Origin of the sequence: Streptomyces sp. NBC_00582 (assembly GCF_036345155.1) — a bacterium.
Lineage (GTDB): Bacteria > Actinomycetota > Actinomycetes > Streptomycetales > Streptomycetaceae > Streptomyces.
Genome location: NZ_CP107772.1, coordinates 7,228,841 through 7,249,383, shown reverse-complemented (window position 1 = coordinate 7,249,383; position 20,543 = coordinate 7,228,841). Strand labels below are relative to the sequence as shown.

21 protein-coding genes are annotated in these 20,543 nt (G+C 71.9%); 5 read left to right on the top strand and 16 right to left on the bottom strand.

What is annotated here, in order from left to right; translation table 11 throughout:
- Positions 1–6: 6 nt before the first annotated feature.
- Positions 7–960: a GTPase Era gene (gene era, locus OG852_RS32820; protein WP_133911741.1), complete on the bottom strand. Its 954-nt coding sequence runs from the start codon at positions 958–960 to the stop codon at positions 7–9.
- A 172-nt stretch (positions 961–1,132) separates the two neighbouring features.
- Between era and OG852_RS32815 the strand changes: the two genes are divergently transcribed.
- Positions 1,133–2,446 (top strand): ammonium transporter, encoded by a 1,314-nt coding sequence (locus tag OG852_RS32815; RefSeq protein ID WP_330349841.1) that lies wholly within the window; start codon positions 1,133–1,135, stop codon positions 2,444–2,446.
- Complete coding sequence (locus OG852_RS32810; protein ID WP_133911739.1) at positions 2,443–2,781, top strand: P-II family nitrogen regulator; 339 nt, start codon at positions 2,443–2,445, stop codon at positions 2,779–2,781. The genes OG852_RS32815 and OG852_RS32810 overlap by 4 nt, the downstream gene beginning before the upstream one ends.
- Here OG852_RS32810 and OG852_RS32805 read toward each other — a convergent pair.
- The 5 genes from OG852_RS32805 to OG852_RS32785 all read right to left on the bottom strand — a co-directional run bounded on the left by OG852_RS32805 (position 2,778) and on the right by OG852_RS32785 (position 7,335).
- Positions 2,778–3,818 (bottom strand): WxL protein peptidoglycan domain-containing protein, encoded by a 1,041-nt coding sequence (locus OG852_RS32805; RefSeq protein ID WP_330351538.1) that lies wholly within the window; start codon positions 3,816–3,818, stop codon positions 2,778–2,780. The genes OG852_RS32810 and OG852_RS32805 overlap by 4 nt on opposite strands.
- Before the next feature lie 110 nt (positions 3,819–3,928).
- The gene (locus OG852_RS32800) at positions 3,929–5,260 is read right to left on the bottom strand and encodes a beta-xylosidase (RefSeq protein ID WP_330349840.1); all 1,332 of its coding nucleotides are present in this window, start codon (positions 5,258–5,260) and stop codon (positions 3,929–3,931) included.
- A gap of 171 nt (positions 5,261–5,431) precedes the next feature.
- Complete coding sequence (locus OG852_RS32795; protein ID WP_133911736.1) at positions 5,432–5,923, bottom strand: hypothetical protein; 492 nt, start codon at positions 5,921–5,923, stop codon at positions 5,432–5,434.
- Positions 5,924–6,101: 178 nt separating this feature from the next.
- Positions 6,102–6,455, bottom strand: coding sequence for a cytidine deaminase (locus tag OG852_RS32790; protein ID WP_133911735.1), 354 nt, complete (start codon positions 6,453–6,455; stop codon positions 6,102–6,104).
- A 61-nt stretch (positions 6,456–6,516) separates the two neighbouring features.
- Positions 6,517–7,335: a helix-turn-helix transcriptional regulator gene (locus OG852_RS32785; RefSeq protein WP_443064668.1), complete on the bottom strand. Its 819-nt coding sequence runs from the start codon at positions 7,333–7,335 to the stop codon at positions 6,517–6,519.
- Positions 7,336–7,484: 149 nt separating this feature from the next.
- Here OG852_RS32785 and OG852_RS32780 point away from each other — a divergent pair, with 149 nt between their 5' ends.
- Positions 7,485–8,909, top strand: coding sequence for an MFS transporter (locus OG852_RS32780; RefSeq protein WP_330349838.1), 1,425 nt, complete (start codon positions 7,485–7,487; stop codon positions 8,907–8,909).
- On the opposite strand, the gene OG852_RS32775 is transcribed toward OG852_RS32780, so the two are convergent.
- The 7 genes from OG852_RS32775 to OG852_RS32745 all read right to left on the bottom strand — a co-directional run bounded on the left by OG852_RS32775 (position 8,889) and on the right by OG852_RS32745 (position 15,791).
- Entirely contained in the window at positions 8,889–9,248 is a 360-nt protein-coding gene (locus OG852_RS32775) for an MmcQ/YjbR family DNA-binding protein (protein ID WP_133911732.1), read from the bottom strand. The two genes, OG852_RS32780 and OG852_RS32775, sit on opposite strands and share 21 nt — an antisense overlap.
- Complete coding sequence (locus tag OG852_RS32770) at positions 9,245–10,546, bottom strand: hemolysin family protein (protein WP_133911731.1); 1,302 nt, start codon at positions 10,544–10,546, stop codon at positions 9,245–9,247. The genes OG852_RS32775 and OG852_RS32770 overlap by 4 nt, the downstream gene beginning before the upstream one ends.
- A complete protein-coding gene (ybeY, locus tag OG852_RS32765; protein WP_067244387.1) occupies positions 10,543–11,040 on the bottom strand; it encodes an rRNA maturation RNase YbeY in 498 nt (165 codons plus the stop codon). Before ybeY ends, OG852_RS32770 begins: the two co-directional genes overlap by 4 nt.
- 13 nt (positions 11,041–11,053) lie before the next feature.
- Positions 11,054–12,112, bottom strand: coding sequence for a PhoH family protein (locus OG852_RS32760; protein ID WP_133911730.1), 1,059 nt, complete (start codon positions 12,110–12,112; stop codon positions 11,054–11,056).
- Between the two features lie 136 nt (positions 12,113–12,248).
- Entirely contained in the window at positions 12,249–13,391 is a 1,143-nt protein-coding gene (locus OG852_RS32755) for a carbohydrate kinase family protein (RefSeq protein ID WP_133911729.1), read from the bottom strand.
- A gap of 166 nt (positions 13,392–13,557) precedes the next feature.
- Positions 13,558–14,847 (bottom strand): glucarate dehydratase family protein, encoded by a 1,290-nt coding sequence (locus OG852_RS32750; RefSeq protein WP_133911728.1) that lies wholly within the window; start codon positions 14,845–14,847, stop codon positions 13,558–13,560.
- Positions 14,844–15,791 (bottom strand): 5-dehydro-4-deoxyglucarate dehydratase, encoded by a 948-nt coding sequence (locus tag OG852_RS32745; RefSeq protein WP_330349837.1) that lies wholly within the window; start codon positions 15,789–15,791, stop codon positions 14,844–14,846. The genes OG852_RS32750 and OG852_RS32745 overlap by 4 nt, the downstream gene beginning before the upstream one ends.
- Positions 15,792–15,909: 118 nt before the next feature.
- Here OG852_RS32745 and OG852_RS32740 point away from each other — a divergent pair, with 118 nt between their 5' ends.
- Both OG852_RS32740 and OG852_RS32735 read left to right on the top strand, forming a co-directional pair.
- Complete coding sequence (locus OG852_RS32740; protein WP_330349836.1) at positions 15,910–16,692, top strand: IclR family transcriptional regulator; 783 nt, start codon at positions 15,910–15,912, stop codon at positions 16,690–16,692.
- A gap of 145 nt (positions 16,693–16,837) precedes the next feature.
- Positions 16,838–18,121, top strand: a complete 1,284-nt coding sequence (locus tag OG852_RS32735; protein WP_330349835.1) for an MFS transporter — start codon at positions 16,838–16,840, stop codon at positions 18,119–18,121.
- A 66-nt stretch (positions 18,122–18,187) separates the two neighbouring features.
- Here OG852_RS32735 and OG852_RS32730 read toward each other — a convergent pair whose 3' ends face one another.
- From OG852_RS32730 to OG852_RS32720, 3 genes are read right to left on the bottom strand one after another with little or no spacing between them, the layout of a single operon-like run.
- Positions 18,188–19,189, bottom strand: coding sequence for an adenosine deaminase (locus OG852_RS32730; RefSeq protein ID WP_166663486.1), 1,002 nt, complete (start codon positions 19,187–19,189; stop codon positions 18,188–18,190).
- A gap of 20 nt (positions 19,190–19,209) precedes the next feature.
- Complete coding sequence (locus OG852_RS32725) at positions 19,210–20,115, bottom strand: ribonuclease Z (protein WP_133911724.1); 906 nt, start codon at positions 20,113–20,115, stop codon at positions 19,210–19,212.
- Between the two features lie 6 nt (positions 20,116–20,121).
- Entirely contained in the window at positions 20,122–20,475 is a 354-nt protein-coding gene (locus OG852_RS32720; protein WP_133911723.1) for a histidine triad nucleotide-binding protein, read from the bottom strand.
- Between the last annotated feature and the right edge of the window lie 68 nt (positions 20,476–20,543).

Genomic DNA, 20,543 nt, shown 5'->3' with positions numbered 1-20,543 from the left:
CGGGGTCTAGAAGCCCAGCTTGCGGAGCTGCTTGGGGTCGCGCTGCCAGTCCTTCGCCACCTTGACGTGGAGGTCCAGGAAGACGGGGGTGCCGAGGAGCGCCTCGATCTGCTTGCGGGACTTGATGCCGACGTCCTTCAGGCGGCGGCCCTTCGGCCCGATGATGATGCCCTTCTGGCTGGGGCGCTCGATGTAGATGTTGGCGTGGATGTCGAGGAGCGGCCGGTCGGCGGGGCGGTCCTCGCGCGGGAGCATCTCCTCGACGACGACGGCGATGGAGTGCGGCAGCTCGTCGCGTACGCCCTCCAGCGCGGCCTCGCGGATCAGCTCGGCGACCATCACCTGCTCGGGCTCGTCGGTCAGATCGCCCTCGGGGTAGAGGGCGGGGCCCTCCGGGAGCATCGGGACCAGCAGGTCCGCGAGGAGGTCCACCTGGCGGTCGCCGACCGCGGAGACCGGGATGATCTCCGCCCATTCGATGCCCAGCTCCTTGCCGAGCTGGTCGATCGCGATGAGCTGCTCGGCGAGCGTCTTGGAGTCCACCAGGTCGGTCTTGGTGACGACGGCGACCTTGGGGGTCTTCTTGATGCCGGCCAGTTCCTTGGCGATGAAGCGGTCGCCGGGGCCCAGCTTCTCGTTCGCCGGGAGGCAGAAGCCGATCACGTCGACCTCGGCCCAGGTGGTGCGGACCACGTCGTTGAGGCGCTCGCCGAGCAGCGTGCGCGGTTTGTGCAGGCCCGGCGTGTCGACCAGGATGAGCTGGGCGTCGGGGCGGTGCACGATGCCCCGGACCGTGTGCCGGGTGGTCTGCGGCCGGTTCGAGGTGATCGCCACCTTCTTCCCGACCAGAGCGTTCGTGAGGGTGGACTTGCCCGCGTTGGGGCGGCCCACGAAGCAGGCGAAGCCGGCACGGTGCAGGGTCCCGGCCGGCTGCTCGGATGACTGGTTACGAACGCTCATGGCCCCCATTCTCCCTGATCCATGAAGCCCCGCCGTACACACGAGCGGTCCCATGGCCCACGGTGAGCTTCCGGAAACCCGCCCGCAACGAAACGTCACGGAAACACACCTGTACGCGACCGGAAACCAGGACCGGTGACCCTCTGACGAGCCCCCGGACCTTGGAGAGCCCGTGACGTCCCTCGCCGCCGCACATGTCGACACCGGCGACACCGCCTGGCTGCTCGCCGCCACGGCGCTCGTCCTGCTGATGACTCCGGGGCTCGCCCTGTTCTACGGCGGCATGGTCCGCACGAAGAGCGTGCTCAACATGCTCATGATGAGCTTCGTGTCGATCGCGCTGGTCACAGTGGTGTGGCTGGCCGCCGGATACTCGCTCGCCTTCGGGGACGACCTGGGCGGCGGGCTCGTCGGCGGGCTGGAGCACCTCGGCATGGCGGGTCTCGGCCCCGACAGCGTCCAGGGCACGGTCCCCACCCTCCTCTTCGCCACCTTCCAGCTCACCTTCGCGATCATCACGGCGGCCCTGACCAGCGGTGCCATCGCGGATCGCGCGAAATTCGCGGCGTGGCTGGTCTTCGTGCCCGTCTGGGCGCTGCTCGTATACGTTCCCGTCACCCACTGGGTCTGGGGCCCCGGCGGCTGGATCCTGAACAGGCTGGGGGCGCTCGACTTCGCGGGCGGTCTGCCCGTCGAGATCACCTCCGGCGCCTCCGGACTCGCCCTCTGCCTGGTCCTCGGCCCCCGCCTCGGCTTCAAGAAGGACGCGATGCGTCCGCACAACCTCCCCATGGTCGTCCTCGGCGCCGGTCTCCTCTGGTTCGGCTGGTTCGGCTTCAACGCCGGCTCCGCCCTCGGCGCCAACGGCCTCGCCGCCGCCGTCTTCCTCAACACCCTCGCCGCCGGCTGCACCGGCCTGCTGGGCTGGCTCTTCGTCGAGCACAGGCGCGACGGCCACCCGACCACGCTCGGCGCGGCCTCCGGCGCCGTGGCCGGTCTGGTCGCGATCACCCCGTCCTGCGGCTCGGTCTCCCTGCTCGGCGCGCTCGTCGTGGGCCTCGCCGCCGGTGCCGTCTGCTCGTACGCCGTGAGCTGGAAGTTCAAGCTGAACTACGACGACTCCCTCGACGTCGTGGGCGTCCACCTGGTCGGCGGGGTCATCGGCACGCTTCTCATCGGGGTCTTCGCCGTCGACACCATGACCGGCGGCCCGGAGGGGCTGCTGTACGGCGGCGGGCTGACCCAGCTCGGCAGGCAGCTCGTCGCGGTGGTCGTCGTGGCGGCCTACGCGTTCGGTGTCACGTACGGCATCGGCACGGTCCTCGACCGCACGCTGGGCTTCCGTGCGGAGGAGGACCAGGAGCACACCGGCCTGGACCTTACGGTGCACGCCGAGACCGCATACGATCACGGCGTCCTGGGCCACGGTGCCCCGGTCGGCCACTCGGTCCTCCCCTCCGCGCAGAAGGTCAAGCCGCAGGAATGAAGCTCATCACCGCGATCGTCAAGCCGTACCGCCTCGACGAGGTCAAGACGGCGCTGCAGGAGCTCGGCGTCCACGGGCTGACCGTGACCGAGGCCAGCGGGTATGGCCGGCAGCGCGGCCACACCGAGGTGTACCGGGGCGCCGAGTACCAGGTCGACCTCGTGCCGAAGGTGCGGATCGAGGTCGTCGTGGAGGACGCGGACTCGGAGGCCGTGATCGATGCGGTCGTGCGGGCGGCGCAGACCGGGAAGATCGGGGACGGGAAGGTGTGGGCGGTGCCGGTGGAGACGGTGGTGCGGGTGCGGACGGGGGAGCGGGGGCCGGACGCGCTTTAGCCTCCGGCGGGCTGGCCGACTTTCGGGTGCGGGTGGGTGGGGGTTGATCGCGCCCCGCGGCGGAGCCGCCTGATGTGAACGCCACGCGCCCCTTCAGGGCGCCCTCGCCGCCGTCTGATCAAGAGCCACCCCGCGATGGTCGTCCCCGCCGCCACCACCCCGACCGCCAGCCACGGCACCGCTACGAACGACGCCGTCACCGACTCCTTGGTGCCGGTCGCCGTCGCCGTGAGTGTCACGTCCGTCCAGTCGAGCTGGGGGGCGTTGGTCCAGCGTTCGGTGAGGTGGACGCGTTGGCCCGGCAGCAGCTGGGAGGGGAGTCTCTCGAGGTCGCGGGTGAGGAGCGTGCGGCCGAAGAGCCCCTCCGCCCTGAGGGCGACCTTGGGCTTCAGGGTGACGTTGCCGGTGTTGTGGAGGGTGTAGGAGATCGTCGCCGTACTGTCGCCGAGGCCGGGGATCAGGGGCTGGTGGTGGCTGATGTGGACGTTCTCGACGGCCAGCGCGGGCAGGGTGGGGCCGCCGACCGTGAGGTAGACGCGGGCGCCGACCGCCCGCTGCACGCCGAGGGCGACCGAGCCGTCGCCCCGGTCGATCCGTTGGTCGAGGGCGACGATCGCGCCGGGATGGTCACCGGGTTCGGCGTCCTCGGGCACCTTGAGGGTGAACGGCACGGTGACGGTCTTGTGGCCGGGGACGGTGACCTTCTCCTTCGACAGTTCGGCCCACGCGCCCACGCCCCGCATCCGCTCCCCGAGCGAGCGCACGGCGAAGCCGCCGTCGCGGGCGGTGTTGTAGGCGTCGGCGGCGTACAGCCGGAAGGTGAGGGGCTCGGCCGTCTTGTTGGCGACGACGACCTTGTCCTCGACGGTCTGGCCGGGATCGGCGGAGAGATAGAAGTACGGCCGTGCGGCGACGGCCGAGGAGACGGGGTGGACGGACCAGCTGCCGTTGTCGGCGGCCCGGGCGGGCGCGGCGGTCAGCAGGCCCAGCAGAAACGGCATGAGCAGCGGGAGGAGAGCGACGTACGGCTTGCGCAGCGGCATGGGTGCGGACCCCCACAGACGTTCCACGGGTGACGGGACGGGCTCGGTGGACGGGCGGGTGCGGGCCTGTGGGGCGGCCGCCCGGCCACCGCGAGGACGGTGGTTCAGGTGAGCGTGAGCGTCAGGACACCGGCGTACGAGCCCGGCGGGGTGAACGCGGGGACGTTCAGGGAGAGTCCGGCCTTCGCGGTGAACTCACCGCCGGTGAGCGTGCCGTCGGGCGTGGAGGCGAGGGTCGCCCCGTCGCTGCCCACGACTCCGGCGGAACCGGCCTGGCAGGTGCTCGGACTGTCCGCCTTGGTGGTGCAGGTGGGCGTCCAGCTCAGCTTGCCGGCGTCGATCTTGGCGCCGGGTCCGCTGAAGTCGGTGACCTTGCCGGTCAGGGACCAGCCCGCGGGTCCGCCACGGTAGTCCTTGACGGTCACGGCGTTGAGGTCGCCGGTCGAGGGGTCGCCGGAGCCGAAGTCGACCGTGGACATCGTGACGCTGACCCCGGACTGCTCCATGGACAGGTCACCCGCCCTGACGGTCGTCGTCAGTTTCTGGCTGCCCTCGGGGATCGGCGTGTCGTCGACGACGACGTACGCGGCGGTCGAGGTGCCCAGGTCGGAGCTCCAGGCGCTGCCCTCGTACGCCACGATCCCGGTGGTGGTGAGGTCGTTGACGGCGAGCGAGCCGGAAATCCTGCCCGAGGAGTCCGCGGTGACGGTGGTCTTGTCCGCGGTCTCGGCGGATCCGGAGCGCCCGGCGACGGTGACCGTCGCGCCCGCGGTGAAGCCGCCGCCGGTGAAGGTGACGGGGTCACCCGGGCCGCCGGAGGCCGAACCCAGGGCGAGGTTACGGGTGTTGGCGGGTGGGTTGTCCGCTGCGGTGACCGTCTCCGACACCGGGGCGGGCGGGTTGGTCACCGTGCAGACGGTGTCCAGTTCCAGGATGTAGCTGGTGTGGATGTTGTAGTCGCCGGGCGAGAGGGTGATCGCGCCGGGCGAGGTGACCGTGAACGTGCCGGTCATGGAGAACGACGGGAAGGCGCCGTTGCCGGGCACCGGGTCGTTCTTCTTCGGTCCCGCGACGGTGACGTTGCCGGTCTGCGCGCCCCCGAGGACGACCAGGCCCGTCGGCGTCATGATGTCGGCCGGCAGGTCGATCACGGTGGGGTTGCTCGCGGCGGCCTTGACCACCGTGTAGGTGACCGTGACGGTGTCACCGACCTTGGGACTGGTGTTGTCCACCGTGATCCTCGCGGTGGTGGTGCCGTCGATCGGCGGGATGCCCGCGATCGCCGGCGGGATGCAGTGCGTCGCGAAGTCGACGTCGGTGGCTGCGCCGGCCGGGCAGGCGAGCGCGCCGCCCGCGGTGACCGCGAGCGCGGTCGCGCCGAGCAGCGAGGCCCAGCGCCGTCTTCGGGAACTGCGGGCACTTCGGGGTGAAGCCATGTCTGCCCCCTCCTCCAGGGTGCGGGCGCAGCGGCTCTTCTGCGCCGTAGGGGGCATTGAGGTGCGGATCGCGCCAGAAGTCAATGGAGACGGAGCTACTAACTGATGGACCGTCAGCTTCCTTGTCCCGTACGGAACCTGACGGTCCACCAGTGATGTTCCCGATCGCTATCAGCTGAAGACGAACGGCCCCGGCGTCTGGGACGTGCCCGTCGCCGTCGTACAGGTGATGGTGATTCCGAGGATGACCATCTTCAGGCTGCCGCCGTTGAAGGTCAGGCTGTCCCCGACGGCCACGGTCCCGGGGAGGGGACCGACCGTGATGGAGGAGCCGGCGGACATGGCGGGGTTCACCGAGCCGCTGAAGACCCGGTTGGGACCGGTGGTGTTCACCATCGTGAGCGTGGACGCGATGCTGTTCTGGTTCAGCGCGAGCGGTGTGGTGATCGCACTGGACGTGAGGGTCATGGTGGCCGCGGTGGGGTTGGTGGCGCTCTGGGTGGCGGTGAGCGTGGCGGTGCCGCCACCGAAGATGCCGCAGCTCGCGGTGATGGTGGCCGAGGTCGGGCTGACCGCGGCGGAGGCCGTGGGCGCGAACACCAGTCCCGTGGCCGCGAGGGCCCCGGCCAGTACTGCCGCACCTGATCCGATTCGCTTGTTCATGGGGTTCCGGCTCCTTCCCGGATGTGGGGAGACGGGCGTCGGAGCGGGACGGTGGGTGCGGTCACCGGGCCCGGTGGGGGGTGAATCTGACGGTCCGTCGGACCTTACGGCTCCATTGACGCGGGAGGGGCGGGGCAACGGCAAGGTCGATTTCAGGCCGAGTTGAACCCGCAACTTCTCAGGGCGCGGTCACCGTGCCGCGGACCGTTCCGTCCGGCCCCGCCAGCAGCACCGGAGTCCCGGATCCACCGAGATCCCGTACGGCGTCCAGATCGCCCTCGGCGACGCCTCCCGCCTCGCTCACCACGGCCGCCGCCTCCAGCGAAGCCGCCCCCGACGCCACCGCCATCGCCACCGCGGTCCGCAGCGCGCTCAGCTTCAGCGACGGCAGGTCGACCGTCCCGGCGACATAGGTACGTCCCGTGTCGTCCCGTACGGCCGCCCCCTCGGGCACACCGTTGCGGGCCCGGGCCGAACGGGCCAGGGTGACGATCTTGCGGTCCTCGGGGTCGAGCGCGTTGCTGTCGGTCATGCCCCGAGCATACGGAGAACGCTCCCCCGCCTCCCGCCAAGGGGCCCGCTCACGGGCCCGCTCACCCCGCGACGGGGTACATCGCGCCCCGCCTGCCCTCCGGGGTGGCGAGCCACTCCAGCTTCGCCGCGGTGTGGGCCTCGTCCAGCGGCGTGTGCAGCACGATCGTCAGATCGGGCCGGGCCGGCACCTTCATCGCCGTACTCTCCACGCACAGCAGCCCCACCAGCGGATGGTCGAGTTCCTTGCGGATCACGCCCGCGTCCTGGATGTCCCGCTCGTCCCACAGCCGGGCGAACTCGGGGCCGGCGCTCTCCCTCAGCTCGTCGAGGACCGCCCGGAGCCCCTCGTCGTCGGGACTGGCCGTGCAGGCGGCCCGGAACTGGGCGACGACGGTACGGGCGTTCAGCTCCCAGCTCTTCGAACGGGACCGGTACAGCGGGTCGGTGAAGAAGTCGACCAGGCAGTTCTGGGTGATGCCGGGCCGCATGCCGAGCACCCAGCCCGCGGCCTCGTTGTAGATCACGCAGTTGTAGTACCGGTCCATGATGTGGGCCGGGAACGGCATCCACGCGTCGATCAGCCGCCGCAGCCCCTCACAGCCGTGGTCCGGCGCCGGTTCCGGCGCGGGCGGGTTCAGCCCGGCGAGGACGTAGAGATGGCGCCGCTCGGGGTTGCTCAGCTTCAGCACCTGGGCGACGGAGTCCAGGACCTGCGGGGAGACGGAGATGTCCCGCCCCTGCTCCAGCCACTGGTACCAGGAGGCCCCCACCCCGGCGAGCACGGCGACCTCCTCGCGCCGCAGCCCCGGGGTACGCCGTCGCCCCCCGCCGGCCGGCAGCCCGGCGTCGGCCGGGCTCACCCGGGCCCGCCTGCTCATCAGGAACTCGCGCAGTTCACTGCGCCGACCGGTCCTCAGCGCGTCCTCAGGCACGTACCGCTCCCCCTGGCCGTCCGTATCCGGTGGTGTCACCACCACCATAAACACCGACTCCCCACGGGTATTCCGGCGCCCGCAAGCTCTGTGCCATGGCGATCGACACCGACACCACCACCTCCTCCCCCTCCCTCCCCCGGACGCCCGGCAGCCCACGGCTGTCGACCCGTGACCGGCTCGTCCTCTTCGTGCTGTGCGCGGCCCAGTTCGTGGTCGCGCTCGACTTCTCCGTCCTGAACGTGGCCCTGCCGGTGCTCGGCGCCGACCTCGGCATGAGCACCTCGGCCCTCCAGTGGGCGGTCACCGCGTTCGCGCTGCCCTCCGGCGGCTTCCTGCTCCTGTTCGGGCGGGCCGGCGACCTCTACGGCCGGCGCAGGCTGTTCCTGGCCGGTCTGGCCCTGTTCGCGGTGGCCTCGCTGCTGGCCACCTTCGCCTGGGACCCGGCGTCCTTCCTGACCGGGCGGGCCCTGCAGGGGCTGGGCGCGGCGGCGATCGTGCCGACGGGCATGTCCCTGCTGACCACCACGTTCCCGGAGGGCCCGGCCCGGGACCGGGCGCTGGGCGTCTCCGGCACCGTGCTCTCCCTGGGCTTCACGGTCGGCATGGTGGCCGGCGGCGTCCTCACCGACACGCTCGGCTGGCGCTCCACCATGGGCCTGCTCACCGTCTTCGCCCTGGTCGTCCTGCCGCTGGCACCCGGTCTGCTGCCCGAGTCCCGCACCCCTGAGCGGCCCCGGCTGGACGTGCCCGGAGCCGTGACGGTCACCGCCGGACTGCTCTCCCTGATCTACGCCCTGTCGACGGCCGCCGACCACGGCTTCGGCCGTGCGGACGTGATCGCGACGCTGATCGCGGGCCTGCTGCTCCTGACCGCGTTCGTCGCGGTGGAGTCCCGCACCCCCGCGCCCCTGGTCTCCCTGCCCATGCTGCGCCGCCGCACGGTGGCCTGGGGAAACGTGGGCGGTCTGGTCACGTTCTCGATGATGTCGACGGTCGTGTTCGTGCTGACCCTGTACCTCCAGGAGACCCTGCGGCTTTCGGCCTTCGAGACGGGCCTGGTCTTCGGTGTCCAGGGGGTCCTGTCGGCGGTGGCCGGTTCCTGCGCCCCGAAGGTCATCGGCCGCTGGGGCGCCCGCCGCACCCTCGTCGGCTCACTCGCCGGGCAGGGCGCCCTGGTCGCCGCCCTCCTGGGCCTGAACGCCCACACCTGGTCGGTCTGGCTCGCCACGGCCGCGGTGTCCCTGGCCAGCATGTGCCACCTCGGCGCGATCGTCTCGTACGGCCTGACGGTCACCTCGGGCGTCCCGGACGAGGAGCAGGGGCTGGCCACCGGGCTGGTCACCTCGACCCAGCAGATCGGCCTCACCGTCGGCATCCCGCTCCTCGGCGTCCTCGCCACCACCACCGACGACCTGCTCACCGGCGTCCACACGGTCCTCGCCCTGGACGCGGCGATCGTCCTGACGGCTGCGGTCCTGGTCGGGCTGGGCCTGCGCTCAGGGCCGGTCGAGCCGTAGCCGCTCCGCCCTCGGCAGGCCGGCGACCACCAGGTCGTAGGAGTCCTCGACCAGTTCGCGGACGAGGCGGTCGGGGAGGTCGCCGTCGACGGTGACCGTGTTCCAGTGCCGCTTGTTCATGTGGTAGCCGGGGGCGATCAGGCCGGGGTGCTCGCCGCGCAGCCGGACCGCGTCCTCGGGGTCGCACTTGAGGTTGACCTTCAGCGGCCGCTCGTCGGTCCAGCTCAGGGCGAACATCTTGCCGCCGACCTTGAACACCGAGATCTCCGGCCGGAACGGGAAGTCCTCCACGACGGCGTTGAAGGACAGGCACAGGGCGCGCAGCTCCTGAGGGGTCACTCGGACTCCTTCTCCTCGTCCGCGGGAGCCTCCACCGGCTCCACCAGCACCGTCACGATCTTGTTCCGGCGGCCGGCGGCGGCCTCGGCGGTCAGCCGCAGCGCCCGGCCGTCGGGCAGGTCGACGACGGAGGAGGCACCGGCGATGGGCACCCGGCCCAGGGCCTTGGCGAGCAGTCCGCCGACGGTCTCCACGTCCTCGTCGTCGTACTCCTCCAGGCCGTACAGCTCGCCGAGGTCGGTGATGTCGAGGCGGGCGGTGACCCGGAAGCGGTCGTCGCCGAGCTCCTCCACGGGCGGGAGCTCACGGTCGTACTCGTCGGTGATCTCGCCGACGATCTCCTCGAGGATGTCCTCGATGGTGACGATGCCGGCCGTGCCGCCGTACTCGTCGATGACGACGGCGACGTGGTTGCGCTGCAGCTGCATCTCGCGCAGCAGGTCGCCGGCGTTCTTGGTGTCGGGGACGAAGGCGGCGGGCCGCATGGCCGTGGAGACGAGGTCGCTCTCGGCGTCGCGGCTGATGTGCGTCTTGCGGACCAGGTCCTTCAAGTACACGATCCCGACGATGTCGTCCTCGCTCTCCCCGGTCACGGGTATGCGCGAGAAGCCCGAGCGCAGGGCGAGGGTGAGGGCCTGGCGGATCGTCTTGTACCGCTCGATGACGACCAGGTCGGTGCGCGGGACCATGACCTCACGGACGAGGGTGTCGCCCAGCTCGAAGACGGAGTGCACCATCCGGCGCTCCTCGTCCTCGATGAGGGACTCCTGCTCGGCGAGGTCGACCAGCGCCCGCAGCTCCGCCTCGGAGGCGAAGGGGCCGCGGCGGAAGCCCTTGCCGGGGGTGAGCGCGTTGCCGATGAGGATCAGCAGGGACGGGATCGGGCCCATGATCCGGGCGAGGGGCAGCAGGATGTACGCCGCCGCCGTCGCCGTGTTCAGCGGGTGCTGACGGCCGATGGTGCGCGGGGACACCCCGACGGCGACGTACGAGACGAGGACCATCACCCCGATCGCGGCGAGCAGCGCCGGGGCGGTGCCGTCGATCTCCTGGAGACAGGCGTACGTCACCAGCGCCGCGGCCGCCATCTCGCAGGCGACGCGGACCAGCAGCGCCACATTGAGATAGCGGGTGGGGTCGGCGGTGATCTGGGCGAGCTTGGCGCTGCCGCGCCGCCCGGACCGTACGGCCTCCTCGGCGCGGAAGCTGGAGACGCGCGCGATGCCCGCCTCCGCGCAGGCGGCGAGCCAGGCGACGACGACCAGGGCGATCGCGCCGGAGACCAGGGTGGGACTCATGAGACGGTCGGCGCCGGGGAAGGCCCGGTCAGGCCCTTCTCGGCTCGCCAGCCGTCCACGATGGCCGCCTGGAGGCCGAACATCTCGGCCTTCTCGTCGGGTTCCTCGTGGTCGTAGCCGAGCAGGTGCAGCACGCCGTGGACGGTGAGGAGCTGGAGCTCCTCGTCCATGGAGTGCTGGGTGGGCGCCTCGGTGCCCTGCTTGGCGGCGACCTCGGGGCAGAGCACGATGTCGCCGAGCAGGCCCTGCGGGGGCTCGTCGTCGTCCTTCGACGGCGGACGCAGCTCGTCCATCGGGAAGGACATGACGTCCGTCGGCCCCGGCAGGTCCATCCACTGGATGTGCAGTTGCTCCATGGCGTCGGCGTCCACGACGATCACCGAGAGCTCGGAGAGCGGGTGGATGCGCATCCGCGCGAGTGCGTAGCGGGCGATGTCGAGGATCGCCTGCTCGTCGACCTCGGTTCCGGACTCGTTGTTGACGTCGATCGACATGGTGCTGGCTTGTCTACTTCCGCTTGGTGCGGCCGCCCTTGTGGACGCCGTTCTCCGTACCGTTGCTGCTGTCGTACTTCTCGTAGGCGTCGACGATACGGCCCACCAGCTTGTGCCGTACGACGTCCTGCGACGACAGACGGGAGAAGTGGACGTCCTCGACGCCCTCCAGGATCTCCTGGACCTGGCGCAGACCCGACTTGGTGCCGTTGGGAAGGTCCACCTGGGTCACGTCACCGGTGATCACGATCTTCGAGTCGAAGCCGAGGCGGGTGAGGAACATCTTCATCTGTTCGGGGCTCGTGTTCTGGGCCTCGTCCAGGATGATGAAGGCGTCGTTGAGCGTACGGCCGCGCATGTACGCCAGGGGCGCGACCTCGATCGTGCCCGCGGCCATCAGCCTCGGGATGGAGTCGGGGTCGAGCATGTCGTGCAGCGCGTCGTACAGCGGGCGCAGGTAGGGGTCGATCTTCTCGTAGAGCGTGCCGGGCAGGAAGCCGAGGCGCTCGCCGGCCTCGACCGCCGGGCGGGTCAGGATGATGCGGTTGACCTGCTTGGACTGCAGGGCCTGGACCGCCTTCGCCATGGCCAGGTACGTCTTGCCGGTGCCCGCGGGGCCGATGCCGAAGACGATCGTGTGCTTGTCGATCGCGTCGACGTACCGCTTCTGGTTGAGGGTCTTGGGCCGGATGGTGCGGCCGCGCGAGGACAGGATGTTCTGAGTCAGTACCTCGGCCGGGGTCTCCTGGCCGTCACTCGTCCCGTTCTCACTCGCCCGCAGCATGGCGATCGAGCGTTCCACTGCGTCCTCCGTCATCGGCTGCCCGGTGCGGAGCACCAGCATCATCTCGTCGAACAGGCGCTGGATGAGGGCGACTTCCCGTGGGTCGCCGGTAGCGCTGATCTCATTGCCCCGGACGTGGATGTCGGCCGCCGGGAAAGCCGTCTCGATCACGCGCAGGAGGGAGTCGCCGGACCCCAGCACGGTCACCATGGGGTGCTGGGCGGGAACCGTGAACTGTGCTCTCGCCTTGCCCTGCGCGGGCGTGTGAGCTGTGGGTGTCTGAGTCATAGGCCGGCCACGAGGGCCTCTACGTCCTCCCGGATGCGTCTCGCCTGCCACAAGGGCGGCCTGGCGAGTTCAAGGGTACGCCAGGGGGCTGACAACGCCATGGGGTTTTGTCGGTGCACCGCCGAACCCGGTCGGCCTAGGCCGACCGGCCGAAACCGATCGTCGGGACCGCGCGGCGCAGCGGCCAGGGGCTGGTCTCCTCCCTGGGCAGCAGGCCCTCCAGGAACGCGTACCGGCGCAGCGCCTCGGGGTCCTGGCCCTCCACCGACTGCACCTTGCGCCACCAGGCGGCGATCTCGGCCCAGCCGGGTGCGGAGAGGGAGCCGCCGAACTCCTGGACGGAGAGCGCGGCGGTGAGGCCGGCGAAGGCGAGGCGGTCGGCGAGCGGCCAGTCGGCGAGGGTGCCGGTGACGAAGCCGGCCACGAAGACGTCCCCGGCGCCCGTGGGGTCGAGGGCCTCGACGGCGATGGCGGGGACCTCGGCGGTCTCGCCGGTGCGCCCGTCCACGGCGTAGGCGCCCTCGGCGCCGAGGGTGACGACCGCGAGCGGGACCCGGTCGGTGAGGGCGTGGGCGGCGGCGCGGGGGCAGTCGGCGCGGGTGTAGCGCATGGCCTCCTCGGCGTTCGGCAGGAAGGCCTCGCAGTACCGCAGGTCGGCGAGGCCGGCCAGGTCCCAGGCGCCTGTGTCGTCCCAGCCGACGTCGGCGAAGACCCGGGTGCCGCGGGCGGCGGCCTGGGCGATCCAGGGGGCGCGGGTGCCGGGGGTGAGGGAGGCGACGGCGGCCCGGGCGGGCGGCGGGCAGTCGGGGGCGGGCTCCTCCGGGGGCGGTTCGTGGCCGTGGGAGACCATGGTCCGCTCCCCCTCGTAGGCCATGGAGACGGTGACGGGCGAGTGCCAGCCGGGGACGGTGCGCGAGGGGCCGAGGTCGATGCCCTCGCCCTGTTCGAGGGCGTCCCAGCAGTACTCGCCGTAGTGGTCGTCGCCGAAGGCCGCGGCGAGGGAGGTGCGCAGGCCGAGGCGGGCCAGGGCGGTGGCCATGTTGGCGACGCCGCCGGGGCTCGAGCCCATGCCGCGCGCCCAGGACTCGGTGCCGCGCACGGGGGCGGAGTCGAGGCCGGTGAAGATGATGTCGAGGAAGACGGTGCCGGTGAGATAGACGTCCCAGGGCGGGTCTCCGGGCGCCCGCCGGGCGATCAGGGGATCGACCAGGGCGGCCTGGGCGGCCTGGCCGTTTCGACGGTGGTGTCCCTCTCCGGTGGACGCGGCGGCGGCGGTCACGATGCGCTCCCTGACGTGGTACGGACCCGGCCAGTCTGCACCAAACGAGCGCCCCGCCGCCCGTCGCCGGCGACCGCGACCCCTCGGCGAGCCGCGTGACCACCAGCGGGGTGCCGGTGTCTACCAGCGCGGCACCGAGGGCAAGACCCAGTCGGGGTCGCGATGTCTACCAGCGCGGCACCGAGGGCGTGACCCAGTCGGGGTCGGCCACCCGCATCGCCGCCGCGTCGTCCCGCTCGCGCAGCGCCCCGTCGTCGTCCAGCCAGCGCCGGTGCAGGAACGCGACCTTCTCCCGGTCGAGCTCGACCCCCAGGCCGGGCGTGTCGGAGACGGCGACCTTGCCGGCGTCGAAGGTGAGGCGCTCGGTCAGCACGTCCTCCGACTGCCAGGGGTAGTGGGAGTCGCAGGCGTGGTGCAGGTCCGGCACGGTGGAGGCGACCTGGGTCATGGCGGCCAGCGAGATACCGAGGTGGGTGTTGGAGTGCATGGACACCCCGACGCCGAACGTCCGGCAGATCGCGGCGAGTTGCTGTGTGTTGCGCAGCCCGCCCCAGTAGTGGTGGTCGGAGAGGACGACCTGCACAGCCCCCCGCGTGAACGCCTCCTGGATCTCGGCGAAGGTCGTCACGCACATGTTGGTGGCGAGCGGCACCCCGGTCGCCGCCGCGACCTCGGCCATGGCCGGCGTGCCGAGTGCGGGGTCCTCCAGGTATTCCAGGACGTCCCCCAGTTCCTTCGCCACCTTCAGTGAGGTCTCCACGCTCCACGCCCCGTTGGGGTCGAGCCGCAGCGGGTGTCCGGGAAAGGCGGCGGCCAGGGCGCGTACGGCGGCGATCTCCTCGTCGGGCGGGAAGACCCCGCCCTTGAGCTTGAAGGAGGTGAAGCCGTGGCGCTCGGTGAAGCGCCGGGCCTGCTCGACGACTCCGGCGGGGTCGAGGGCCGCGCCCCAGTCGTCCTGCTCGCTGGGCACGCCCTCGGGGTGGCGGGCCCACTTGTAGAAGAGGTAGGCGCTGTATTCGACGGTGTCGCGCACCTTGCCGCCGAGCAGGGCGTGCACGGGCAGGCCGAGGGACTTGCCGAGGGCGTCGAGGCAGGCGACCTCGAAGCCGGAGACGACGGACAGCCGCAGCTTGTCGGCGGTCTGGACGCCGCGCAGCCCGCCCACGTCGACCTGTCCGGAGACCCGGGAGGAGTCCACCGCGACCTGGTCGGCGATCGTGAACAGTCCGTTCAGGTCGCTCACCTGACGGCCGATCAGCCTCGCCGCGAACGGGCGGGCCAGCTCCAGGTACTTGGTGTCGCCGTAGGTCTCGCCGACTCCGGTGACGCCGTCGGCGGTCTCCACCTCGACGATCAGCCGGGGGGTGTACGGCTGGTGCACGCCCTGGGTGTTGAGCAGCGGCGGGTCGGCGACCAGGATCGGCGTCAGGCGTACGTCCGCGATGGCGAGGTTCACAGGGCGGCTCCCACGAGGTCGAGGCCGGTGGCGAGGAGGGTCGTGAGGCCGGCGAGATCGGCGGGCGTGGGGTCGGTGAGCGGGGCGCGCACGGGGCCGACGGGGGCGCCGCGCAGCCGGGCGGCGGCCTTGACGAGGGACACGGCGTAGCCCGGTGCCCGGTCGCGGAGTTCGACGAGGGGGACGTAGAACGCGCGCAGCAGCTTGTCGACGGTGCTCGTGTCGCCGTCCCGCAGGGCGGTGAAGAAGGCGCCGGCGATCTCGGGCGCGAAGGCGTGCACGGCGGAGGAGTAGGCGGGGACGCCGACGGTGGCGTAGGCGCGGGCCTGGATCTCGGCGGTGGCGGCGCCGTTGAAGAAGAGGAAGCCCTCGGGGGCGGCGAGGGTGAGGCGCTGGAGGCGGTCGAGGTCGCTGCGGCCGTCCTTGAGGCCGATGACCCCGGGGATCCGGGTGATCCGCCGGAAGGCGTCGACGCCGTAGTCGACCTGTCCGCGCTGGTAGGCGATGAGCGGGAGGCGGGTGTGGGCGGCGAGCTGTTCGAGCTGGGCGACCAGGCCGTCCTGCGGGGCGGCCACGAGGTAGTGCGGCAGGACGAGCAGGGCGTCGGCGCCCGCCTCCTCGGCGATGCGGGCGAAACGGGCGGCCTGGGCCCAGCCGTAGCCGGTCCCGGCGACGACCGGGACCCGTCCGGCGGCCTCCTCGACCGCGATCCGCACGACCGTGCGGTACTCGTCCTCGTCGAGGGAGAAGAACTCGCCGGTGCCGCAGGCGGGGAAGAGGGCGCCGGGACCGGCGGCGAGCCGGCTCGCGACATGGGCGCGGAAGCCGTCGGGGTCGAGCGAGCCGTCCCCGTGGAAGCTCGTCAGCGGGAAGGACAGCACGCCGGCCGCCATGCCCTGCCTCAGTCTCCGGACCGTGTCGGTGTCGATGCCCACCTTCTTCATCTCCCCATGTAGACGTTATCCATGTATGAAGATGGAGGTTAGATACGCGAACGTCGGCCGTCAATACGACCGCCCTGCGCCCGTCCGTGCTCCGATCGCGCCCGCTTACGATCGGGACATGTCGGAGACAGGCGGTGTCCGCGAGGTGAAGTCGGCCGCTCGGACGGTCGAGCTGCTGGAACTGCTCGCCGCGCGCGGGGACCGCCCGGCGCGGCTGCAGGAGCTGGCGGACGCCCTGGAGGTGCCGCGCAGCTCGATGTACGCGCTGCTGCAGACCCTGATAGGCCGGGGCTGGGTGCGCACCGATGTCACCGGCTCCCTCTACGGCATCGGCATCCACGCCCTGCTGACCGGCACCGGTTACCTCGACTCCGATCCGCGCGTCCGCCTGGTGCGCCCGTATCTCGACGAGGCGTCCGAGGCGCTGGGCGAGACCATCCATCTGGGCCGGCTGGACGGACGGGACGTGGCCTACCTCGCCACCCGCGAGTCGCACGAGTACCTGCGCACGATCAGCCGCGTCGGCCGTCGCCTGCCCGCCCACGTCGGCGCGCTCGGCAAGGCCCTGCTCGCCGAACGCCCCGACGACGAGCTGCCCGAGGGCCCCTACGAGGCGCTCACCCCGAAGTCCCACACCGACCGGGAGTCGCTGCGGGCGGACCTGGCCGAGGTGCGGGCGCGCGGTTACTCCGTGGACCGCGAGGAGGGCGTGCCCGGGATCGTCGGCTTCGGGTTCGCGCTGCGGTACGAGCATCCGGCGCAGGACGCGATCAGCTGCTCGGTGCCGCTGGTGCGCCTCACGGCCGGGCACGAGGAGCGGATCGTGGCCGTGATGCGGGAGATACGCGCCAAGATCGAGGCGACGGCACCGGGGGCCGGCGGGGCCGTGAATTGGCGTTAGGGAGCGCCGAAAAGGCGCCCTTCTACCCGATGTCCCCCCTGGTAAACAGGGTGTGACTCAGATCATGCATCCTCAATTTCTTCGGGCGGCACCCGCTTGGTATGAATTGCCCCGAGCCGCCTCTTCTCGCCTTGCAGGAACGCCCGTGTTCGCCCGCCGTACCCCCACGCCCTGGCCCCTCGTCGCCCTTTTCACGGCCGGGTATCTCGCCCCCTATCTGCTGCCGACCGTGGTCGGCCGGCTGGACGGCGGACTGCCGCTGACCGCCACCGAGGCGGGCGCCGTCGGCAGCGCGCTGCTGCTGAGCTCGTCCTCGGCCGGGTTCCTGCTGGCCTCCCGGGTGGAACGGATCGGCGCGCGGACCATGGCCCGGGCCGGGCTGCTGCTGGCGGTGCTGGGCTACGGCGGGGCGGCCCTGGCCGGTTCGGTGCCGGCCGTGGTCGCGGGCGCGGTCCTCGGCGGCTTCGGCTCCGGTACGGCCACGGCGGTCGCCGCGACCCGGATCGCCGCCGAACCCGACCCGCACCGCGCCTCCACGCTGGGCCTGCTCGGGGTGTCCGCGCTCGCGGGGGCCGTCTATCTGACGGTGCCGCACCTCGGCGCGGGCCACGGTCAGCCGCTCGCCGCCATCGCGCTGACCGCCCTCGCCGTAGGGCCGCTGACGGGGCGTCTGCCCGGCCGTACGGCACCCGCCGACCCCGCGCTGCCCGAGGAACGCGCCCCCCTGCCCCATCTGCGGGCCGGGCTGGCGCTGGCCGCCGCCATGCCCTTCTGGTCCCTCGTGCAGAACTCCCTCTGGGGAGTGAGCGGACGGATCGGGCTGACGCAGGCGCACCTCGGCGAGGCGGCCGTCGGCGCGGTGTTCGCGGTGGCGCTGGGCGCCGGGCTGATGGGGGTGCTGGCCGCCGGGGCGCTCGGGGCGCGGCTCGGCCGGGCGGTGCCGATCGGCGTCGGGACCGTCGTCATCGCGGGCTGTGTGGCGGGCAACGCCTCGGCCACCACGCCGATGGGCTTCGCGACCGGCCAGATCGTCTGGAACGTGCTCTACCCCGTCGTCCTGTCGTACGTGATCGGGCTGGCCGCCTCGCTGGATCCGCGCGGGCGCTGGGCGGTGCTCGTCGGCTCGGCGGGCTCGCTGGGCACGGCGGCCGGTCCGCTCACCGGGAGCGTGCTGTCGGAGCAGGCCGGGTTCCCGGCGATGGGTCTGGTGCTGGGGGCGGCGCTGCTCGTCGTCGCCGTGCCGATGACCGGGGTGGCGCTGCACGCGAGTGGGCGCCAGGTGCTTCCGGGGGCCGTACGGCGGCGGGGCGGGGCGCCCGCCCGGCCGGTCGTCGAGATCGAGGTGGACACCCCGGCCGCCCCCGCGCCGGACGCCTACGACACGGCCGGACCCCGGCAGGCGGGCGCCGCACCGGGGTCCGGGAACTGAACGGTTCGCTCCGGGCGAGGGCGGCGGCCGTGCCGGCCGTGCCGGCCGTGGACACGGTGTACCGCATCACCGGAGCGACTGGAACCGGTAGTTCTCCACTTCGGCGAGATACCGGGCCCGCCGCTCCTCGTCGTCCTCCAGGAAGGAGGCGGTGAAGGAGTTGCGGGCCAGCTCGCGCAGCCGCTCCTCGGTCAGGCCGAGGGTCCGCCGTACGGCGTCGAAGTTGTCGCCCGCGTATCCGCCGAAGTAGGCCGGGTCGTCGGAGTTGACCGTGCACACGAGCCCGGCGTCGAGCATCGCGGGCAGCGGGTGGTCGGCGAGGGTGTCGACGGTGCGCAGCCGGACGTTGGACAGCGGACACAGCGTCAGCGGGATCCGCTCGCGCACCAGCCGCTCGACGAGCGCCGGGTCCTCCATGCAGCGCAGCCCGTGGTCCACGCGCTCGACGCCGAGGACGTCCAGGGCCTCGGTGATGTACTCGGGCGGCCCCTCCTCCCCCGCGTGCGCCACGCGCCTGAGCCCCAGCGCGGCGGCGGCCTCGTACACCGCGCGGAACTTCACCGGCGGGTGCCCCACCTCGGCGGAGTCCAGACCGATGCCGGTGATCCGGTCGAGGTACGGCTTCGCCGCGTCCAGGGTCGCGAGGGCCGACTCGGCGGACTCGTCGCGCAGGAAACAGAGGATGAGCCGGGTCGACACCCCGTGGTTCGTCTCACTGCCGCCGAGCGCCCGCCACAGCCCCTCCACCACCGTGCCCATGCCGACGCCCCGGGCGAGATGGGCCTGCGGGTCGAAGAAGATCTCGGCGTGCCGCACCCCCTGGGCGGCGGCCCTCGCGAGGTAGGCGTTCGCGAGGTCCTCGAAGTCCCGCTCGGTGCGCAGGACGGCCATCAGCTCGTAGTACAGGTTCAGGAAGGACTGCAGGTCCTCGAACCGGTAGGCCTTGCGCAGCTCTTCCGTGTCGGCGTACGGCAGGGTGACCCCGTTGCGGGCGGCCAGCTCGAACGCCAGCTCCGGCTCCAGGGTTCCTTCGATGTGCAGGTGCAGTTCAGCTTTCGGGAGGGGCATCAAAGCATCGTACGGCTGTTTCACCGCCGTTTCGGTAGCGGCACCCGCAGCAGGTCCTGTGCCACGGTCAGCTCGCCCTCGAAGCCCGCCGCCCGTGCCTGCCGCTCGAACTCGTCCGCCTCCGTGTAGCGCTGGCTGAAGTGGGTGAGCACGAGATGCCGTACGCCCGCCTCGACCGCGACCCGGGCGGCCTGACCGGCGGTCAGATGGCCGTGGTCGACGGCGAGCCGCTCGTCCTCGTCGAGGAACGTCGACTCGATGACGAGCATGTCGGCGCCCTCCGCGAGCGCGTGGACGCCGTCGCAGAGCCGGGTGTCCATGACGAACGCGAACCGCTGGCCGCGGCGGATCTCGCTGACGTCGTCGAGCGAGACGCCGTTGACGGAGCCCTCCCGCTGGAGCCGGCCGACGTCCGGGCCCTTGAGGCCGTGCGCGGCGAGGCGTTCGGGGAGCATCCTGCGGCCGTCGGGTTCGGTGAGCCGGTAGCCGTAGGACTCGACGGGGTGCGAGAGCCTGCGGGCGTCGAGGGTGTAGGAGGGCCGGGCGTCGAGGACGCCGTCCGCGCTCACCGGTACCTGCGTCAGCGGGACCGTCTCGCGGTAGGCGGTGGCGTACCGGAGGCGGTCGAAGAAGCGTTCGCCGGAGAGCGGGTAGTGGACGGTGACCTCGTGCGGGACCTGGTCGAGGTTGATGCGCTGGATGACCCCGGCGAGGCCGAGCGAGTGGTCGCCGTGGAAGTGCGTGACGCAGATCCGGTTCAGGTCGTGGGCGGCGACCCCGGCCCGCAGCATCTGGCGCTGGGTGCCCTCGCCGGGGTCGAAGAGGATGCCCTCGCCGTCCCAGCGCAGCAGGTAGCCGTTGTGGTTGCGGTGCCGGGTGGGGACCTGGCTGGCGGTGCCGAGGACGACGAGTTCACGTACGGACATGGCGGACTATCCGGGGGGCCAGTGGAGGCCGCGGCCCCCGAGGACGTGGGCGTGGGCGTGCCAGACGGTCTGGCCGGCGCCGCTGCCGGTGTTGAAGACGACGCGGTAGCTCTCCAGCTTGTCCTCCTCGGCGACGGCCTTCGCCTCGCGCAGGACGTCCGCGGCGATCGTCGGTTCGGCGGCGGCCAGTTCCGCGGCGTTCTCGTAGTGCGCGCGGGGGATCACCAGGACGTGGGTGGGCGCCTGCGGGTTGATGTCCCGGAAGGCGACGGTCGTCTCCGTCTCACGGACGATCGTCGCCGGGATGTGGCCCTCGGCGATCTTGCAGAACAGGCAGTCGTCCTGCGGTTGCCCTGACATGGCGGTCCCCTCGGGTTGAGCCGGTGATCGGGTGGCATCGTAGCGTTGTCGGGTGCGGGTGCGTTGTG